Source organism: Roseomonas sp. TF40, from assembly GCF_057219975.1.
Map to the genome: position 1 here is coordinate 1,022,686 of NZ_JBXVVR010000001.1, position 19,544 is coordinate 1,042,229.

Consider the following 19,544-nt stretch of genomic DNA (forward strand, 5'->3'; position numbering starts at 1 on the left):
AACTTCCAAGTCCGAGGCCCTATTCCGGGTCCTCCGCCTGGTGCTCCTTCTGAAACCCCGCATCCGGGGCATCGCGCGGCTCGCCCTATCCAATTCGACGTTTGCTTGTCCGCTCTCGGGCCTGCGCACCGATGAAGGCCAAAGCCCGGCCCCGATCGACGGCGGCGCGGAGCGACTCCCGAGGTCCAGCCGCTCCATGGATCGGCTGGACAGCCCTTACCCGCGACGACCTCGTGCAGGCCCAGCAGCTGCTTGAGCCCGAACTGCGAGGCATGCGCGATCCGCTTGGGCTGAATGCCCTGCACACCCTCTACGCGGATCGCTTTTTCCCCGGCACATCGACGCAGATGACCAGGCTGCGGTACGTGCTTTTGGTCGCCGCGGCATACGAGAGTCTCCGGCGCCGCGACGTATCGATCGACCTTGAGCTACCCCGCCTCGAGCAGATCACCGCGCTGCAGCTGCTCGCCGGCCTGCGCGAAGGCGACAACCCTCGCGGCATCATCGGGCGCACCATCGTCCGGGCCAGGCCGCCGCAAGTGCTACCGAGCATGTCGTACTGGACGGCGCTCGCGCATTGGGGGCTGCTGGCGACCGACCCCGCGACAGGAAGGCGCCCGTCCAGGAGCGTCGCGCATTCACGTTGGGATTTGTACCGACGCCGCCACGCTGGCCTCCACGCGGAGTTTGAAGAGGGTCGCCCTCTCTTCGCGGCTGCACTGGAGGAACGTTGGCGCGACGGGGTCCGCGAGGCATCACTCCGCAACGTCGGCGATCTTCGGCAACCGCTCACGCTCGAGATTCAGCCCTGGGAGCGTGACCTTCTGCTCCAGCACCTGACCTCCCCAATCGGTGCCGGATCATCGTTCCTTGGCGCCCTAGCCGCGCATGCCAACGCAGCCAAGCCTTGGAAGGCTCCAGCTCCGTGGCACGGACCCATCCGCCGATACGCACCCGAGGCGGACCGCAAGACGCTCGCGGACGCCGAAAGGCTGGCTCACCTCGGGTTGGCCGCGCGGGCCGTATACGATGTCCTGGTGGCGCGCCTCGCCCGAGAGCAGGACGGGATCGAGATCGACACGACGCCAGAGGCGCGCCTCGAGCAGGTCACCGCGCTGGGCTCCGCAGAGCTGCAACTTGCGCTCGCAGCACCGCTCCCTGGGGACGACCCCTCAGGCCCGCAACCCGATATACCTGCGTCTCTAGGACGCTTTCTGCGCAGGTTGCGCGAGTGGCTGCACGTCCGGAGCAATCCAGAGGACTTGCGCCCCCTCTTTGCGTCTAGGGAGCTCGAACTCAAGAAGGACGGGCGGAGGACCCGTCTTCACCGCGCCCTAGGACGGGAGCAGCGAGGCGAGTGGCACAAGCTCTACGACGAAGCGCAGCCTCTCAATTACCGTTGGCCCATCGTCCAGCAGTTGCTGGCCGACCTAGTCGGTGAGCGCCAGTGAGCAAAGAGCCCTTCCATCGGCGCGAGGAGCGCTCGCTGGCAGCAGAGCTTCGCCCACCGCCGGGCTGGGAGGCCGTCGGAGCGGCGCTCTCCACATACTCACTCGATCTGACGGCACTGCTAGCCGTGCTGCTCTCGCTCTCCGGCCATGGCCGCTCCGAAGAGAGCGCGAGTATACGCGCTACCCAGCGCGCAATCTTGCGTCTGGCCAAGCAGGTGGTCGTCGTGTCGCAGCGAGGGCGGACTACTGTGCCACAGACACGCGGCCGTGCCCGCGTCCTCGCCGCTCTGGATCGCTGCCTTGCTGAGCAGGCGTTCGACGAGCGACGGCACAGCTGGCACGCCAAGCTCGTGCTCGCGGGCTACCGCCCGGCCGGTACGCGCGTGCATGCAGACCTCTGGCGCCTCTGGATTGGCAGTCGCAACCTGACGCGCAGCCTCGACCTGGACACGGGAGTTATGCTCGTCGGGCGTCGTCGATCGGACGACTCGGGGGGCGGTGGCACGGTGACCGGCCTCGGCGACACGCTCTCGGCGGTGCTCCGCCCCGTTGCAGGGCGCGTGCCAAGGACGCTGTTCCCCGAAGTCAGACGAGTTGGCCGCTATCCCGTTCAGGCCGACCCTTTCGCGGCACTGTGCCGAAGTCTTGAGCGCGAGGTGGAGTGGGAGGCTCCGCCAGGCGTCGAAGTGGTGGCGGCGGCAGCGAGCGACGGCACAAATATATGGAGCGATGTGACCGGGCCGCCGGCTGCGCACGAGGCGAGACGCTCAATCATCTTCGCGGCCCCCTTCGTGGACGCGAAGGGGCTCGAGCGGCTCGCAGCTTGGCGTCGCGGTGTCCCCGGCGACCGGTTGACGGTCGTCTCCTCTGCGGAGCAGCTCGCCACTCTTCCGGCGGATGCAGTCGTAGGCTCGGAACTACTCGCTCTAGGCCGCGAGCCGGACTTCGAGACTGCCGCCGACTGGCCAAGTGCCGACGAGGATACGCCGGCCGTGGACGGTGAGCCGCGCGATGAGGGTCATGTCGGGCGCGGTCTACACGCCAAGATCCTGCTTTCGCGCCCCTTGGGACGAGCGAAGGCGACACTTGTTATGGGCAGTCCCAACCTGACTCGACGGGGTCTGGTGCAGGTCGGTGCAGGCGGCAACACGAACATGGAAGTCGCTCTGCGGCTGCGGATCGCACCGGCTATCGCCGACGCCATCGACGGCGCCCTTCGTTCACTCACCGACAGCTACAACGAGCCGCCGCGCCTGAGCGAAGCCGAGGTCGAACAGGCGAGGATTGCCGAGCGGCTCGAGGCGGCCCGCAAGACGGTGCTCGGCGGATTCAATGCACAGCTTCGAATCAACTCGGGCGGTCTTGAAATATGGGCAGCGAAGCCGCCAGAGGTTCCCTCCGGCTTCGCACTCCATGTGGCGCTCCAGTCGCGGCCGGCCGACAATCGCCCCTGGCCGCCTGCGACCAGCGTGGTGCTGCTTGCTGAGAGGCTGCGGCAGGACGAATGGACAGAACTCGTGCTCTTTCGCCTCGAAGAAGCCGCGTCTGGGCAGGCGGTCTCCTGGGCACAGGTGATCCCTCTAGCTCTCGACCCTACCGATGACTGGCGCGACGACCGCGACGCAGCGCTCGCCGCCCGACTGATGTCGCTTGACGAACTTCACGCCTTGATCGCTGCGGAGCTCACGGCAGAAGGCGGGAGCGGCGGAAGGACCTGGTACGTGGCGGGCGCAGGCATCCGGCCCGACACTCTGGAGGCCGTCGAAATGGGCCTCCACCTAGAAGGACTGCTTCGGCTCCGAGCGCGACGCCCTGAGGCATGGAGTTCGGCCATGACGGAGCGGATTTCAGCCATCCTCGATGCCTCTGAGGCCGACACCTCGCTTTCGGAAGATCACCGCAAGGCGCTTGACCGGCTTCGCTCCCTCTGGCGGATCGTCGCTAGCGCCTTCACGCCACGCGAAGACGGGACGGCCGCGTGACCCGCCTTATGCCATTCCAAGAAGCGACCGTGCGGGCTGCCTGCGGAATTCTGAGCTCGACGGACGGTCCGCGACGCTTCCTCGTTGCCGACGAGGTGGGGCTGGGCAAGACAGTGGTCGCCAGGGAGATCATTCGGCGGCTGGCGCAGCGGTCAGGAGGCCAGAAGACTGGGCTGACAGTATTCTACTTCGCCAACTCTCTCGGTCTTACAACCCAGAACGGCGACTCCCTGGCCAAGCTCAGTGCTGCAGGGATGACGATCGCCCGCTTCAAGAGAGACCGGCTCGGGCTTGCTGCGACTTGGCAGCCCGGCCCTGCCGACGTGCGCCTTTTCGTGCTGTCACCACTCACAAGCCTTCCGGGATCTCGCAGTCATGGCGGCACGAGGAAGGAACGAGCGCTTGCATTGGCCATGGCGGCGGCCACGTTTCCTGGTGTGTTGCGGGGCGAAGTCCGCGACGAAGTGCTCGGCACGTCCGGTCTTCGTCATCTGATCGCGGAGCAGCTCCGTGAACTCAGGCGGACGTTTGGTTCGCTAGCGATCCGGCGGGGTATGACGCGCGCCTTCGCATCCGCGCTGTGTGGACGTCTCGGAACGAGGCACAGCTCTGGTGACTTTCGCGAGTGGGTGAAAGCCTGGAGAGCTCTGCGAAACTCCGACCCGCGCGAGCACAAGCATCGTAAGCGCATCCTTATTGATGGGCTACGCGAGGCGCTCTGCTGCGCGGCACTGGCGCGACACGAGGTGCGTCCGGACCTCGTCGTCCTGGATGAGTTCCAGAAGTACGCATGGCTGATGAAGCAGGGCGCGGGGATTGCGCCGCGAATCATCGACGCGGGTTCGGGTACAGGGGTGCTGCTCCTCTCAGCAACGCCGTTCGAAGAGCACCGGAATCAGTCGGAGCCCCCCGTCGTCGGCCTCGCGCGGTTCTTGCACGGCCCTGCGCGCGGCGAGGCGAGAGCGAACGAGTTGCGCCTGGCACTGCAGGACCATGCGGCGCTGCTGCGCGGCTTCGACCCGGCGGCCTCCCCGGAACGCACTGCTTCCTGGCGCGAGCGTGTCGCCGAGGCGAAACAGCGTGTCGAGGCCGTCCTGCGGCCTGTCATGGAAAGGACCGAACGCAAAGACGATCCGGCCCTGGATCTGGGGCGGAGCGGCTCAGGGTGTACAATGGACTCGCTGGCCGAGCTTGCAGTCGACGATCTGCGCGTCTTCGACGATTTCGCCGGTCGCCTGCGTGGACTGCGGGGCAAACGTGAGCGAGCGATGCGTGCAATTGCGCTTAGCCAAGTCACACCTCTGTGGCTCTCTGTCCCGTACCCTGTTGCTACACTGCCTTCGACCTACGTCGCGGGCAGAGCCCTGGAGCGCTCGGTCGGAGGCGGGGTGCGCGGGGTCCCGTCTCTACAACCTCCGAGACCAGATCTGCCCCCACGCGCTCAGCATCAGGCCGTGCAGCACCCGAAGCTGCGACGATTGATCGGAACCACCTCGCCAGATCCAGGTGCAGTCTGCACCTCGCTGGGGCTGCGGCTTCCGTGGCTTCCGCCCTCGCTGCCTTGGTGGCCTCTCGAAGGCGCATGGGCCGATGCGGCAGATGCTTCCAAGGCGCTCGTCTTCGCCCAGTTCCGTGCGTCGCCAGCGGCAATCGCTGCGCTTGTGAGCAGAGAGACGGAACGCCGTCACGGGCCCCAGAAGTCTGCTTGGTCAAACGTCGTTCGTGTGCCGCGCCAAGGCTTCCGCGAAGCAAAAGGGCGGAGCGGCAATTCGGTCCTATCGGCGCTGTTCCACCCCTGGCGCGAGTTGATCATTGCATTTGATCCGGCCACGGCTAGTCGGACGCGGGCGGGCATGCTGGCGGTAGCCCGACGGGCGGCGGCTCGTCTCCTAACGCATGAGCGAGGCTTCTGTTCGAGCAAGCGCGGCGCGTCGCTGCCCGAGGTGCTCCGACAACTGGACCAGCTACCAAAGCCTGGGGGCGCGCTGACACCGGTGAGCAAGGGCACCATCGAAGAGGTGGCGAAGCTCATGGCGGCGGGACCTGGCGTGGTGCTCGGGCGGACACTGCGACGTTTCGATCGGGAGGCGCTCGAAGGGGATGCCGCTAAGCCGGAGACACCATACGGGCGTCTCTGCGAGGTGGTGCATAGGCAGCTACGAACATACCTAGCGCACCAGCATTTCGAGGAGACGCTCGCCGGTCCGCGCAGGCGGCAGGTGAGGCGGCAGCACGGGCGGTCAGCTCGTCGGGGAACCCTCTTGCCGGCGCACGAAGCGCTGCTTGATGCCATCTTGGACGGGAATCTCGAATCTACGCTCGATGAGACGATCTTCACTTGGCTGCGGGTCGGCGTCGTGGATCCATCGCGCCGTGGCCGTTCCACGATCGACCAGCTTGCGCGAGTATTCCGCGTACATGCTGGCTCGCTGCAGCTTCGCGGAAACCGCCGAGGAAAGCGCGCCGAGTCTCGGCAACAGCGCGCCCATGTTGCCCTCGCACTGACAGGGCACGACGCCGATGCTGCAGACGCAGGTGAGGGGCCACCGCGTCCCGACACGCTCCGCGTCGCGTTTAACGGGCCATTCTGGCCGCATGTGCTGACGACGACTGCTGTGGGTCAGGAGGGGCTGGACCTGCACCTTTGGTGCCAAACAGTCATTCACTGGGATCCGCCGCCAGACCCGCTAGCGCTGGAGCAGAGGGAGGGGCGGATTGACCGCCATGCGGGCTTGTCCGTGCGCCGCGCGATAGCAGCCGACCTGGGTGCGGCGGCGCTCATTGCGTGCAAGCCGCATAGGAGCCCCTGGTTGGAGCTGTCGGCCCGCGTGGACCGCGACTACGCGGGCAGGGCGGCCGGGGCAAGCGGATTGGCTCCTTGGTGGGTCTATCCAGGCGCGCAGCTGCGCAGGGTCGCCCTGGCGCCTCGCCTCAGCGAGCAGGAGCAGCGGATCGCGCGCCTCCGCGATCGGCTCGACATCTACCGGCTCGCAATGGGTCAGCCGCATTCGGTCCGCGAGGCGCTCGCTGACCAACTCAGCGGATCGCTCGGCTCGACGGACCTACGTGCTCTTGCAGTTGACCTCTCGGCCGGGAGGCTACGGGAAGGGCCAGTTGCCACAGACCCCGCGGCTCGTGCGAGCGACACCGCGGTCGGCAATCACGTCCGGACAGCCGGCACAGATTCGATTCGCGAGGAGCTACATGCAGGTGGCTGATGCCCTTGACCCGCTTGGCTCCGATCGGCGCCCATCGATCGTGGACGCGCAGTTCTGGGGTAAGGCGGCTTTCCTTGGAACTACGACGATCAGGTAGCGCCGGTTCTGCGGTGCGCAGGCATATCCGCGACGACGATCTGCTGCGTGGATTCATCCCAGGCATAGTAGATGCGGAGACATCGGCGGGGCTCGCGAGTGTTGCCGCCGTTCTTGATATGCCAATCGGCATCCAGGCGACGGCCTTGGAAGTCGAAGCGAAAAGTGTCCGCTCCGCAAGGAGCGTTCTCAATTGCCTGTTCGATCGGAACATTGGCAAGGCTCCCGCCGCCGTTCATTCGGCGATCGCGGCAGTCGCTCGAGAGCCACAGCAGACAGCGCGCTGCAAGAGCGATGTCCTCGAAGTCGGGCTTCTTGATCCCCTTTCGTGCGGCGGGCGCGAGCACGAGGCGGCCGATGAGCTGTTGATCGCACCATTCAGCAAACTCGTCCCAACTCTCCGGGACGCTGACCTCTGTGTCTGGGTCGTGTCCACGGCGTGCGACCTGCGCCTCAAGCTGGCGGATTCGCTCGCGCGAGTAATACAGCTGCGTCTCAGCAAGCTTTGCCCGCTCTTCCTCCGCATGGGCGAGCTCGGCGTTCTGCTCAGCTTCCCCCTGGGACTCCTCCAGTTCCGCCTCGAGAGCTTTAACGCGCGCCAGCGCATCGTCGAGCCGGTCGGCTGCACTCGTCCGTGAGGGCGCCTTGACCTCCTGCTCGATCTGGAGGGCGGCACTGCGCACCGCGGCAAAGGCGAGGACGTCCGTTCCAAGCCGGACACGCCGCAAGCTCTCCCTGGCTGCGAAACCCCGAAGTTCTGCCAGAGTCGCGCCTGGATCGCGCCTGACCTGCTCGCCAAGGACGAGCGGGTGGTCGTACGGGTCGGCGGAGGAGTCAAAGCCTGGCCGGTAGGCGCGGACCGCCCCGTGGTAGCAGGATCGCTGCTTGCCGAACGCATCGGACAGAGCGTACGTGAAGCGTGCGGGGACTATGGCGACATGAGCGAGTCCGGTCATCACTCGCGCCAACTCGTCCGCATTGATTTGCGGGGCGTCCGGATTGGCGGCCCGCTCGTCACCAGCGGCAACTATGACCGGCAGCCGCCGATCTGGCGCCTCAATAAGGGCGATCAGCTCCTCAACGTCATTGTCGGACTGAATCCGCAGCGGCGCGTCCGTGATCGCGAAGCCACCTGCCGCCAGGCCGCACTCCTTGGCGATCTGGCGGATGAGGCCCGGAACGGCGGGGTCGAAAGCTGGGTCCTCCTCCGGCGAGGCAACCAGAAGCCGCAGGCTGAAGTGCGGAGTCTTCCCTCGGTGCCACCCAATCGCCACCTCGGTGGTCCAGATGCGACCTGGCACGGTCTTGTCGGGATCGTCGCCGCGTAGCGCCCAGAGGTCGACGGCCTCATGGGTCAGACGAACCCCGAGCGTGGTGCGCCCGGCGGAGATGTAGTCGAACTTCTCACCCTCCCACGCCCGCTTCGGCAGGTTACCGCCGCAGCGCCGCTGCGCCCAGGCGAGCACCTCACGGCGTGCGCGCTCAAGGGCGGCCTGTGCATTGGACGCTCCAATGTGGGCGGTGATCCGCAGCACTTCGCGCTCCCGAATCGCGCGGCCAAAGCGCGCACGGAGCGGCGCTAGCGCCTCGGCCATTGGCCCGCTCATGGCTGTGTCCTCCTGACTGACGTGTTGGCGAGCACTGATTGCTCGGTCGGCGCTTCGTTTCTCCGCCCCGGCGGCACGCTCAGAACACGTCCTCTTGGGTCTATGCGACTGCGCGGCGCTCCTGCGTGACGTGTCATGCCATTCAAGTGCTCTTGCGTTCGGATGAACGACGCCCCGGCGCCGGACACTGTGTCGACGGCGCGGCCCGTCATCATGGCGGGGCTCCTGTCCTCATCTCGAGTGCGTCCCGGGCTGGGGCAGCGTGCCTGCAATCAGATCCGGTAGGCGCGACAGCGGGTGGCCGCCGAAGACCTCGAGTACCTGCTTCACAACGCCCGGCGACACGACCGGTCGATTGCCCGGCAGGTGAATGTTAGGCGCGTTCGGCTTCACGAGCTTCACGTGGGACCCCTTGCCGCCGCGTGCCTGCGAGTAGCCGTAGTGGCGAGTAAGGGCCGAAGTCAGCTGCGCGGTCGAAGCGGTCGCGCCCGGATCGATGCTGCCGGCGCGGAAGATTGGACGAGCTCCTACGGGCAGGATGACGTAGATGTCTGCGTCAATGCTCATCAGCGACGTGATGACGTCCGGTGCGACCGACCAGTGCGCGGCCGGGGTTGTCAGAGTCAGCGCTCCGTCGAGGACCTGCGACTGTACGGTGTAGAGGCCCTTTCGATAGGCGGCCTCGACCAGGTAGTTCATGCCCTGTGCGTAGCCTGGCGGCTGCCGAGGGATCGACCGGGCGAGGTACGCGTGCACTGCCTCCAGCATTGGGGGCGCGTGGCGCTTCTTGTATCGCTGCTCGTTCAGGCGCCGGTAGCTTTCCGCATTCGCGAGGCTCTCTTCCAGGCAGGTCGCCTTCAGGAAATTCGGGCGATAGACCTTCGTCTTGTAGGGCCTGTAGCGGTCGGAGCCGGTGGTGACGAGCAGGCGGAAACCGAGGCTTTCGACCTTGTGGTGGAACTGCTCGTGCAGGAAGAAAACGTAAAACGCGCTGCGCAGGAGCTGCCGCACGATCTCTGCTGGCCGCAGGCCCAATGCCTTGACTGTTGCCCAATCCACATGAGCTGCAATGTCGAGGGCGACGTGAAAAATGCAGCGCTCTCGGATGTAGATGCCCCAGCCGTGCCCGAAATAGTGGATCGGGCAGTACCAGGCGCAGAGCGGCTCGGGCGCCTCATAGGTGTCCCTGTCACGAGGGCGCCGGCTGAACAATGGTCCGTCCTGACCTTCACGGGCGCGGATGATTTCCCGGATCTCGCGCCACCATTCCCGCAAGCGTTCGTCGTCGGTGTCCGGCTCCCACCATTCCCACTCAGGGGCTACACCCTCTGGTGCTTCCGTGGGTTCCTCGCGGAAAATCTCTTCCAGCGATGTCGAGTAGACCGTCTCGCCATCCTCAATCGTCCCGACTCCTGGCAGATCCGGCGCTTCGTCGTCGGACTCGTAGGGATCGATGCCGTGGGCACGCAGCACCGCCAGGGCGTGGTCCACCGCTTTGCTCAAGCCCCCAGTTCCTCCGGATCTTCGGATGAGCAACGATACTGCAAAACCGCCTTCTGCGAAGGCCTAGCCGATCGCCGACTGCTTTGTAGCCGTCGAGGAGATGTGGTTGTCGGCAGGGAGCGCCGATGCGCCGCGCGTAAGGCCAAGCTGCGCGCGTGGGACCTGGACAGACGCACAATCGCAGTGGGACGAACAATGGCGAAGACGTGCGAGAGACGTTTCGGTGTGGGTTTACAGTCCTACGCCACTCTCCCTACCAGGTCTGCGATGCCTCTCCCATGGGCCGAGCCCTGTGGCAGGGCGTTACCGACTCTCCGGCGCGCAGGCCGCAGGCTCATCAGCCGAATGCCGCCATCACCTCGGGCGGAATGGCCGCAGAGCGAATGCGCCCGCCCTCGGCCTCGCGCACCGTCCAGACGCGGGTCTCGAAGCCCTCGACGGCGAGCGCGCCATCCGGCTTGAGCAGCCGGTGCTCCACATCGAAGGAGGAGCGGCGGAAGGCGCTGACGCGGCTTTCGATCACCACCTCATCGCCATAGGCGGAGGGGATGTGGAATTTCGCCCGCGTATCGACCATCGGAATGCCGAGGATGCCGTAGCGGCGCGTCCAGGCGATCTTCGGCACGCCCAGCGCCGCCTGGAACAGCGCAGCGGTCGAGGTGTCGAACATCGCGAAGTAGCGCGGGTAGAAGACGATCCCAGCGGGGTCGCAATCGCCCCACTCGATGGTCAGGGCGCGGCGATGCGAGAGGGTCGGCTCAGGCGGTTGCATCGGGATTCTCCAGCAGCAGCGCGATCCCCTGCCCGCCGCCGATGCAGGCGGAGGCGATGCCATAGCGCGCGCCGCGCTGGCGCAGCGCGCGCGCCAGCGTGACCGCAAGCCGCACGCCGGTGGCGGCCAGCGGATGGCCGATGGCGATCGCCCCGCCATGCACATTGAGCCGCGCCTCATCCAGGCCGAGCTCGCGCGCACAGGCCATGACCTGCGCGCCGAAGGCCTCGTTGATCTCGACCAGCGCGATGGCGTCGAGCGTAAGGCCCGTGCGCGCGAGCAGCGCGCGGATGGCGGGCACGGGGCCGATGCCCATGATCTCCGGCGGGCAGCCCACCGCGGCCCCGGCGACAAGCCGCGCGAGCAGCGCGCGCCCCTTGGCCTGCGCGCCCGAGGCGATGATTGCCGCCGCCGCACCATCGACCACGGCCGAGGAATTGCCGCCGGTCTGCACGCCGCCAAAGGCCGGGCGGATCTTCGCGAGCTGCTCGACCGGGGAGGGCCGGGGATGGGTGTCGGCCGCCACGCTCTCCACGCGGCGCGGCAAGGCGATGCCGCGATCGTGCATCCCTTCGCGCGCGAAGGTCTCGTTCACCACGGGCACGATCTCCTCTTCGAAGAAGCCCGCTTCGCGCGCCGCCAGCGCACGGTCGAAGCTGCGCGCGGCGAAGGCATCGACCTCGGCGCGGGTGATGCCGTGGCGCCGCGCGAGTTCCTCCGCCGTGCCGCCCATGGTCAGCCCGCAGCCGGGGTCGAGCAGCGCCTCCCACAGGAAATCCTTGAAATCGACGGGCGCCCCCAGGCCGAAGCCGCCGCGATGCGTGTAGGCGGCGATGGGGTTGCGGCTCATGCTCTCCGCCCCCACGGCCAGGGCGAAGCCCACGCCCTGGCGCTCCACCGCGCTCGCCGCCTGGATGATCGCCTCGATCCCCGTGCCGCAGACGCGCTGCACGAGCAGCGCCGGCACGGCCTGGGGCACGCCGGCATAGAGGCCGATGTGCCGGGGCAGCATGTAGGCGTCGAAGCTCGCCTGCGCGACCGAACCCGCGACGACATAGCCGATCTCCGCCCCGCTCAGCCCGGCCTTGGCAAGCGCGCCACGCGCCGCCCGGATGCCGAGATCGATGGGCGAGACGAGGCCGAGCGGCCCGCCGAGATCGGCGAAGGGCGTGCGCGCGCCAGCCAGCAGCCAGGCGTCCTCCCAGCTCGTGTGCAGCGCGCTCATGCGGGGTCTCCGACGCAGATGATGTGGGGCGGCGGGGCGGCCGCGTAGAGATCGGCGACCAGCCCCGTGCGGCGCGTCAGCACCGCGCGCTGGTTGATCGAGGCCTTGTCCGTCACCTCGCCGGCCTCGAGCGAGAGCGGGTCGGTCAGCAGCGTCGCGCGGACGATTCGCTGGCTGCTGGCGCTGGCCTGCGCGGCGAGGGCGCGCAGCCGCTCGGCGAGCAGCGCGCGCAGCCCGGCATGGGTCGCGGCATCCGCGCCCGGCGGCACCAGGGCCGCGATCGCCTCCGGCTCGGGCACCAGGATGGCGGTCAGCATGTCGCGATCCGGTGCGGCGATCACCGCATCCTTCACGAAGGGCGCCAGCGCGGCGACCAGGCGCGCGCGCAGCGGCCCGACACTGACCCAGGTGCCGCTGGCAAGCTTGAAATCCTCGCTGATGCGCCCGTCGAAGCGGAAACCCTTGTGCAAATCGGTGGGATCGAGCGGCACCAGCGCATCGCCGAAGCGATACCAGCCCTCCTCGTCGAAGGCGGCGGCGGTGGCGGCGGGGTCGCGCCAATAGCCGGGCGTGATGGACGGCCCGCGCACGCGCGCCTCCATCTTGTCACCGACCGGGGCGAGCTTCAGTTCCACCCCCGGCACCGGCAGGCCGACCGCGCCGGTTTCGGAAAACTCCTCCCGCACGCAGAGCGCGAAGGGCGCGGTCTCGGTCGCCCCAAGGCCCGTGATCATCGGGATGCGTTCGCCACGCTCGGCCAGCGCCAGCGCATCGAGTTCGTTCCAGATGTGCTGCGGCAGGCCGGCGGCGGAGTAGAACATCATGCGCAGGCGCGAGAAGAAGATGCGCCGCAGCCCCGCATCGGCCTTGAGCGCCTGCACCAGTTCGGTGAAGCCGAGCGGCACGTTGAAGTGGATGTGGGTGGCGATCTCGGCGAGGTTGCGCAGCGTCTCGCCATAGCGCCCCGCCACCGGCCGCCCGTCATCCATATGGAGCGTGCCGCCATTGTAGAGCACGAGGCCGAGATTGTGGTTGCCGCCGAAGGTGTGGTGCCAGGGCAGCCAGTCGAGCAGCACGGGCGGCTCCTCGGCCAGGAAGGGGAAGGCCTCCCGCAGCATCTGCTGGTTCGCGCAGATCATGCGCTGCGTGTTGATCACGCCCTTGGGCATGCCGGTCGAGCCCGAGGTGAACAGGATCTTGGCGGGTGCATCGGGATCGATGGCGGCCGCGGCGCGATCCACCGCCGCGCCGGGCGGGGTGGCGAGGAGGTCCGCGAACAGGCTCGCCGCGCGCCCGGGCGGCGGGTTGTGCGAGACGATCAGCGCGGCGTCCGGCGGGCAGGCGGCGGCGATGGCCTCGGCGAAGCGCGCGCCATCATCGGCGAAAACGAGGCCGGGCTGCACCAGGCCCAGGCAATGGCGCAGCTTCGCGAAATCCTTGGCGAGCAGCGCATAGCTCGGCGAGATCGGCGCCACCGGCACGCCCACATGCAGCGCCGCGAGCGTCAGCACCGCCTGGTCGAGGCAATTGCCCGAGAGGATCGCCACGGGCCGCGCCGCGCTGGCACCGCGATCGAGCAGCGCCTGCCCCACCGCGCGCACCGCCTGGAGCATCTGCGTGTAGGTGATGCGCCGCCACGCCCCGCCGAGTTCGGGGTCGCGCCGGGCGATCAGCGTGCGCTCGGGCGCGACGGCCGCCCAGTGCACGAGCCGCTCCGTCAGGTGGCGCGGATAGGCGCCGAGCTGCCCGCTGGGGGTGACCAGCAGCGCGCCATCGGCCCGCCGCGCGATCGCCACGGGGCCGGGGCCGAGCGGCCTGCGCCCTGGCGGCGCCGAAGGGGCCGCGGCCCCGCTCCCTGATGCCATCGATCCCCTCCCGTGCGTCGGATGCTTATGGCATATAATTATGCGGCATAACACCATTGCCAAGGGGCCGGCCCTGCCGCATATCAAAGGCATGAGCATCGGCGTCCGCCCCGCCAGCAAGACCCGCGCGCCCCAGGCCGCCGATACGCCTGCCCTGCCCGCCGCCGGGCCGCTCGACGACCGGCTCGGCTACTGGCTGCGGCTGGCGCAGATGGCGGCCTTCGAGGGCTTCAACCAGGCGATGGCGCCGCTCGACCTCACGCCCGGCCGCCTCGGCGCGCTGCTGCTGATCGAGGCCAATCCGACCGCGCCGCAATCCGCCCTGGCCGAGGCGCTGCGCGTGAAGCCGCCCAACATGGCGGTGCTGCTCGCGCGGCTGGAGCAGGATCGGCTGGTGCGGCGCGATGCCGACCCGGCCAATCGCCGCGCCAATATCTGGCGCCTCACCCCGGCCGGCCGCGCGCTGCTGCGCCGCGCCAAGGCGCGGGAGGCGGTGCTGGAAGCGAAGCTCGCCGCCGGCATGGACGCCCGCGAGCGCGCAGCACTGCTCGCCGCGCTGCGGCGGATCGCGGAGGGATGATGTCCGAAAGCCTCGTTACCCTGGAGACGATCGGCCCGGTCGCGCTGCTCGGCCTGAACCGGCCCGCCAAGCGCAACGCGATCAACGACGCGCTGCTCGCCGAACTCGAAGCCCGGGTGATCGAAGCGCAGCGCACGGCGCGCGCCATCATCCTCTTCGGGCACGGCCCCGGCTTCTGCGCCGGGCTCGATCTGTCGGAGCATCGCGCCCGCACGGCGGAAGAGGTCTTCCACCACTCGCGCGGCTGGCACCGCGTCTTCCGCACCCTGCGGGAGGGCGCGGTGCCGGCCATCGCGGCGGTGCATGGCGCCTGTGTCGGCGGCGGGCTGGAACTCGCCGCCGCCTGCCATATCCGCGTCGCCGACAGCAGCGCGGTCTTCGCCCTGCCCGAGGGCACGCGCGGCATCTTCGTGGGCGGGGGTGCCACCGTGCATGTCGCGCGCCTGCTCGGCGCGGCGCGGATGGCGGACATGATGCTCACCGGCCGCACGCTCGACGCCGCGGCCGCCGAACGCTGCGGGCTGATCACCTATGCCGAGCCCGAGGGCGGCGCCCTGCCCCGCGCTCGGGCGCTGGCCGCGCGCGTGGCGGAGGCTGCGCCGCTCACCGTCATAGGCGTGCTGCAGGCCCTGCCGCGCATCCAGGACATGGCGGAATCCGATGGCCTCTTCGTCGAGAGCCTGGTCGCCGCCCTGGCCCAGACCGCGCCCGAGGCCGAGCGGCGGCTGACCGCCTTCCTCGACAAGCGCGCGCCCAAGGCGATTGCACCGCATCAGGGAGGGGAATGAGCATGGATCTCCATGGGGCTTCGGCCCTCGTCACCGGCGGCGGCTCGGGCCTGGGCGCCGCCACGGCGGAAGCGCTGGCCCAGGCCGGGGCCAGGGTCGTCGTGCTGGACATCGATGCGGCGAAGGCCGAGGCGGTGGCCGCGCGCATCGGCGGTGTCGCCATCGCTGGGGATGTGGCGGCCGAGGCGCCGATGCAGGCGGCGGTCGCGGCCGCCTCCGCGCTCGGCCCGCTGCGCATCGCCGTGGCCTGTGCGGGCATCGCGCCCGCGGCGCGCGTCGCCGGTCGCAACGGGCCGCATGACCTCGCGCTGTTCGAACGCGTGGTGCGCGTGAACCTCATCGGCAGCTTCAACCTGTTGCGCCTCGCTGCCGCGCAGATGACCGGCCTGCCGCCGCTGGCCGATGGGGAGCGCGGGCTGGTGGTCTGCACCGCCTCCATCGCCGCCTATGAAGGACAGATCGGCCAGGCGGCCTATGCGGCCTCCAAGGGCGGCGTTGTCGGGCTCACCCTGCCGGCGGCGCGCGAGTTGGCGCGCTTCGGCGTGCGCGTGATGACCATCGCGCCCGGGCTGGTGCACACGCCGCTGATGGACACGCTCACCCCCGAGGCGCGCGAGGCGCTGGGCCGCCAGCCGCTGTTTCCCCAGCGGCTCGGCCGGCCGGCGGAATTCGCCGCGCTGGTGCTCGCCATCGCCGCCAACCCGCTGCTGAATGGTGAGACGATCCGCCTGGACGGCGCGCTGCGCCTGCCGCCCGCCTGAACGCTCAGCCGCGACTTTCCCGGGTACTGGCACGCGCGCGGGTTTCGGGCAGCAGGGCGGTGCCGAGGCCCGGGCCCGTCATGGCGTGGCAATAGCCGCCCTCGACCCGCGGCAGCGCCGTGACCAGTTCCCGATACCAGGTGGCCAGCGTGGCGCGCACCACCTCCTGGAAGATGGCGGTCGAGGCGTGCAGCGCGAAATGCAGGCTCGCCACCAGCGTGACGGGGTCGGTGCAGTCATGCGGCGCGATGGGCCGGGCATGGGCCTCGGCCAGGGCGGCGATCTTGCGCGCCTCGGTCAGCCCGCCGCACCAAGTGAGGTCGAGCATGACGAAATCCGTCGCCCCCGCGGCGAGGATGTCGCGGAAGGCGACCTTGCCGCCCAGCGTCTCGCTCGCGCAGATCGGCGCCCCCGGCACCGCGCGGCGGAGCTCAGCCAGGGAGGCCGCGTCATCCATCTTGCACAGCGGATCCTCGACCCAGAAGGGGCGGATCGGCGCCAGCGCCTGGCAGATGCGGCTGGCGGCGGGCAGCGACCAGAGGGAGTGCAGCTCCGCCATCACCTCCATCCGATCGCCCACGGCGCGGCGGATCTTCTCGAAGGGCTCCAGGCCACGCCTGATCTCCTCCAGCGTGATCATCTGCCCGCCCGAGCCAGCGGCGAAGGGATCGAAGGGCCAGATCTTCATCGCCGTGAAGCCCTCGGCGAGCAGGGATTCCGCCAGCGCCCCGGCATCGCGGGTGAAGGCCAGCTGGTCGTCATAGGGGCCGGCCGGGGCTTCCTCACCCACATCGCGGCGGCTGCCGCGGCTGTTGTAGTCATAGCCCGCGCAGGTGTTGTAGGCGCGGATCGCCGGGCGGGAGAAACCGCCCAGCGCCTCCGCCACCGGCACGCCCAGGCGCTGGCCCTGCAGATCCCACAGCGCGATGTCGATGGCCGAGGCGGCGCGGATCTCGGCCGAGGCCGCGCCGAAGCCGACATAGGGCGTCATCAGGTGGCGATGGATCGGCTCGATCTGGCGCGCGTCGCGGCCGAGCAGGAAGGGCGCGCAGAGTTCATGCACCTGCGCCTCCACCGCCTGCGCGCCCCGGAAGGCCTCGCCCAGGCCGCGCAGTCCCTCGGCGGTCTCGATCTCAACCCAGAGGATGTTCGGGCGTTCCGGCACGCGCAGCGTGCGGATGCAGGTGATGCGGCTTTGGGTCATGGAAGGCTCCAACAAGGCCGCCATGCTTGATTCCAAACGCGCCCGGGACAAGGATCGGCGCATCATGATCCTGCTGATCGACAACTACGACAGTTTCACCTTCAATCTCTATCACTTCCTCGGCGATCTTGGGGCGGTGGTCGAGGTTCGGCGGAATGATTCCCTGTCGGTGGACGAAGCCCTGGCCCTGCGGCCGGAGGCGATCGTCCTCTCGCCCGGCCCCTGCACGCCCAATGAGGCGGGCATCTGCCTCGATTTGATCGCCGCCGCGGCGGCCGAGCGGGTGCCCCTGCTTGGCGTCTGCCTCGGCCATCAAGCCATCGGCCAGGCCTTCGGCGGGCGCGTGGTGCGCGCCCCCGAGCCGGTGCATGGCAAGGTGTGGGAGGTGAACCACGGCGGCACCGACATCTTCGCGGGCCTGCCCTCGCCCTTCAGGGCCACGCGCTACCATTCCCTGGTCGTCGAGGACCTGCCGGAGACGCTGATCCCCACCGCGCGCACCGCCGATGGCCTGGTGATGGGCCTCGCGCACCGTGACCTGCCGATCTGGGGCGTGCAGTTCCACCCGGAGAGCATCGCGAGCGAGCACGGCCACGATCTGCTGCGCAACTTCCTCTCCCTCGCCGCGCGCCGCAACGCCTTCGTGCCCGCATGAAGTCCATCCTGGCCCGGCTCGCCCAGGGCGAGCGGCTTGCCGAGAGCGAGGCCGAGGCCGCCTTCGGCCTCATCATGGCCGGCGAGGCCACGCCCGCGCAGATCGCGGGCCTGCTCATGGCCATGCGCGTGCGCGGCGAGACGGTGGCCGAGATGACCGGCGCGGTGCGCGCCATGCGCGCGCGCATGATCGCCGTGGAAGCGCCGCCCGACGCGATGGACATCGTCGGCACCGGGGGCGATGCGGCCGGCACGCTCAATATCTCCACCGCCGCCGCCTTCGTGGTGGCGGGGGCGGGGGTGAAGGTCGCCAAGCATGGCAACCGCGCGCTGTCCTCGCGCTCGGGGGCGGCGGATGCGCTTGGCGCGCTCGGCATCCCGGTGATGGACACGCCGCTCGAGGCCCTGCCGGGCATCCTGGCCGAGGCCGGGATGGTGTTCATGATGGCGCCCCGCCACCATTCGGCCCTGCGCCACGCCGCGGGGCCGCGCATGGAGCTCGGCACGCGCACCATCTTCAACCTGCTCGGGCCGCTGGCGAATCCGGCGCGGGTGAAGCGGCAGATGACCGGCGCCTTCGCCCCCGAATGGCTGCGCCCCATGGCGGAGACGCTGGGGCGCCTCGGCACGGAACGCGCCTGGCTGGTGCATGGCATGGGGCTCGATGAACTCACCCTCGCCGGCCCCTCCCAGGTGGTGGAGCTGGATGGCGGGCGGATCCGCGAATTCCAGATCACGCCGGAGGATGCGGGCCTTCCCCGCGCGCCGACCGAGGCGCTGCGCGGCGGCGACCCGGCGGAGAACGCCGCCGCGCTGCAGGCACTCCTCGAAGGCGCGCATGGCGCCTATCGCGATTGCGTATTGCTCAACGCCGCCGCGGCCCTTGTGGTGGCGGGGCGGGCCGCGGATATACGCGCCGCCGTGCCGATCGCCGCCCAGGCCCTCGACAGCGGCGCGGCGATGGCCGTGCTTGCGAAACTCCGCGCGGCGGCCGCGCCGCCCCCCGAACCCGAGTCCCCCCGATGAACGCCCCCACTTCCGTCATGTCCGACACCCTCGCCCGCATCCTCGCCGACAAATACGCCGAGGTGCGGGAGCGTTCGGCCGCCGCCCCCCTGGCCGAGATGGAGAAGCGCGCCCGCGACGCCGCCCCGCCCCGCGACTTCACCCGCGCGCTCTGCGACGCCGTGGCCGAGGGCCGCGTCGGGCTGATCGCCGAGATCAAGCGCGCCTCGCCCTCCGGCGGGCTGATCCGCGACCCCTTCGAGCCGGCTGCCCTGGCCCGCGCCTATGAGGAAGGGGGGGCGGCCTGCCTCTCCGTCCTGACCGACGGCCCCTGGTTCCAGGGCGACATGGCGCACATGATCGAGGCCCGCGCCGCCTCCGCCCTGCCGGTGCTGCGCAAGGATTTCATGGTCGATCCCTGGCAGGTCTTCGAGGCCCGTGCCGCGGGCGCGGACGCCATCCTGCTCATCATGGCCGCCCTTTCGGACGAGCAGGCGACGCTGCTGGAGGATGTCGCGCGTTCGCTCGACATGAGCGTGCTGGCCGAGGTGCATGACCGGCGCGAGCTGGACCGCGCCCTGGGCCTGGAGACCCGGCTGATCGGCGTCAACAACCGCAACCTCAAGACGCTGGTGACGGACCTCGCCACCTCCGAGGAGTTGGTGCCGCTGATCCCGGCGGACCGCATCCCGGTCGGCGAGAGCGGCATCCGCACGCCCGACGACGTCCGCCGCATGGCCGCCGCCGGCACGCGCTGCCTGCTGGTGGGCGAGCACCTGCTGCGCCAGCCCGATGTGGCGGCGGCGGCGCGCGAGCTCATTGGCGCGGTGTGA

At 69.4% G+C, this 19,544-nt stretch carries 15 protein-coding genes; 9 read left to right on the top strand and 6 right to left on the bottom strand.

The annotated features are described in order from the left end of the window. The first annotated feature begins 131 nt into the window (after positions 1-131). From AC2D9U_RS04375 to AC2D9U_RS04385, 3 genes are read left to right on the top strand one after another with little or no spacing between them, the layout of a single operon-like run. The gene (locus tag AC2D9U_RS04375) at positions 132-1,451 is read left to right on the top strand and encodes a DUF6361 family protein (protein WP_484746806.1); all 1,320 of its coding nucleotides are present in this window, start codon (positions 132-134) and stop codon (positions 1,449-1,451) included. Continuing rightward, positions 1,448-3,433 carry a hypothetical protein gene (locus AC2D9U_RS04380; protein ID WP_484746807.1) on the top strand — a complete coding sequence of 662 codons (1,986 nt, stop codon included), beginning with the start codon at positions 1,448-1,450 and terminating at the stop codon, positions 3,431-3,433. The genes AC2D9U_RS04375 and AC2D9U_RS04380 overlap by 4 nt, the downstream gene beginning before the upstream one ends. Beyond that, positions 3,430-6,651, top strand: coding sequence for a hypothetical protein (locus tag AC2D9U_RS04385; RefSeq protein ID WP_484746809.1), 3,222 nt, complete (start codon positions 3,430-3,432; stop codon positions 6,649-6,651). Before AC2D9U_RS04380 ends, AC2D9U_RS04385 begins: the two co-directional genes overlap by 4 nt. Positions 6,652-6,740: 89 nt before the next feature. Here the strand turns inward: AC2D9U_RS04385 and AC2D9U_RS04390 are convergent, their stop codons facing one another. The 5 genes from AC2D9U_RS04390 to AC2D9U_RS04410 all read right to left on the bottom strand — a co-directional run bounded on the left by AC2D9U_RS04390 (position 6,741) and on the right by AC2D9U_RS04410 (position 13,650). Beyond that, positions 6,741-8,342, bottom strand: coding sequence for a hypothetical protein (locus tag AC2D9U_RS04390; protein ID WP_484746811.1), 1,602 nt, complete (start codon positions 8,340-8,342; stop codon positions 6,741-6,743). Between the two features lie 243 nt (positions 8,343-8,585). Beyond that, entirely contained in the window at positions 8,586-9,857 is a 1,272-nt protein-coding gene (locus AC2D9U_RS04395; RefSeq protein ID WP_484746813.1) for a hypothetical protein, read from the bottom strand. 337 nt (positions 9,858-10,194) lie between these two features. Beyond that, positions 10,195-10,629 carry an acyl-CoA thioesterase gene (locus AC2D9U_RS04400; RefSeq protein WP_484746815.1) on the bottom strand — a complete coding sequence of 145 codons (435 nt, stop codon included), beginning with the start codon at positions 10,627-10,629 and terminating at the stop codon, positions 10,195-10,197. Continuing rightward, on the bottom strand, positions 10,616-11,854 hold the full coding sequence (locus tag AC2D9U_RS04405) for a thiolase family protein (RefSeq protein ID WP_484746817.1): 1,239 nt from the start codon (positions 11,852-11,854) through the stop codon (positions 10,616-10,618). Before AC2D9U_RS04405 ends, AC2D9U_RS04400 begins: the two co-directional genes overlap by 14 nt. Beyond that, a complete protein-coding gene (locus AC2D9U_RS04410; RefSeq protein WP_484746818.1) occupies positions 11,851-13,650 on the bottom strand; it encodes a feruloyl-CoA synthase in 1,800 nt (599 codons plus the stop codon). Before AC2D9U_RS04410 ends, AC2D9U_RS04405 begins: the two co-directional genes overlap by 4 nt. 160 nt (positions 13,651-13,810) lie before the next feature. Between AC2D9U_RS04410 and AC2D9U_RS04415 the strand changes: the two genes are divergently transcribed. From AC2D9U_RS04415 to AC2D9U_RS04425, 3 genes are read left to right on the top strand one after another with little or no spacing between them, the layout of a single operon-like run. Further along, a complete protein-coding gene (locus AC2D9U_RS04415) occupies positions 13,811-14,299 on the top strand; it encodes a MarR family winged helix-turn-helix transcriptional regulator (RefSeq protein WP_484746819.1) in 489 nt (162 codons plus the stop codon). Next, on the top strand, positions 14,299-15,087 hold the full coding sequence (locus tag AC2D9U_RS04420; protein WP_484746820.1) for a crotonase/enoyl-CoA hydratase family protein: 789 nt from the start codon (positions 14,299-14,301) through the stop codon (positions 15,085-15,087). The genes AC2D9U_RS04415 and AC2D9U_RS04420 overlap by 1 nt, the downstream gene beginning before the upstream one ends. 2 nt (positions 15,088-15,089) lie before the next feature. Next, positions 15,090-15,848, top strand: coding sequence for an SDR family NAD(P)-dependent oxidoreductase (locus tag AC2D9U_RS04425; protein ID WP_484746822.1), 759 nt, complete (start codon positions 15,090-15,092; stop codon positions 15,846-15,848). A 4-nt stretch (positions 15,849-15,852) separates the two neighbouring features. On the opposite strand, the gene AC2D9U_RS04430 is transcribed toward AC2D9U_RS04425, so the two are convergent. Next, positions 15,853-17,052, bottom strand: coding sequence for a mandelate racemase/muconate lactonizing enzyme family protein (locus AC2D9U_RS04430; protein WP_484746824.1), 1,200 nt, complete (start codon positions 17,050-17,052; stop codon positions 15,853-15,855). Between the two features lie 64 nt (positions 17,053-17,116). Between AC2D9U_RS04430 and AC2D9U_RS04435 the strand changes: the two genes are divergently transcribed. Genes AC2D9U_RS04435 through trpC form a run of 3 tightly spaced genes read left to right on the top strand, consistent with a single transcriptional unit; the run spans position 17,117 to position 19,544 of the window. Then, positions 17,117-17,707 carry an anthranilate synthase component II gene (locus AC2D9U_RS04435; RefSeq protein WP_484747326.1) on the top strand — a complete coding sequence of 197 codons (591 nt, stop codon included), beginning with the start codon at positions 17,117-17,119 and terminating at the stop codon, positions 17,705-17,707. Continuing rightward, positions 17,704-18,732 carry an anthranilate phosphoribosyltransferase gene (gene trpD, locus AC2D9U_RS04440; protein ID WP_484746826.1) on the top strand — a complete coding sequence of 343 codons (1,029 nt, stop codon included), beginning with the start codon at positions 17,704-17,706 and terminating at the stop codon, positions 18,730-18,732. Before AC2D9U_RS04435 ends, trpD begins: the two co-directional genes overlap by 4 nt. Next, on the top strand, positions 18,729-19,544 hold the full coding sequence (trpC, locus tag AC2D9U_RS04445) for an indole-3-glycerol phosphate synthase TrpC (RefSeq protein WP_484746827.1): 816 nt from the start codon (positions 18,729-18,731) through the stop codon (positions 19,542-19,544). Before trpD ends, trpC begins: the two co-directional genes overlap by 4 nt.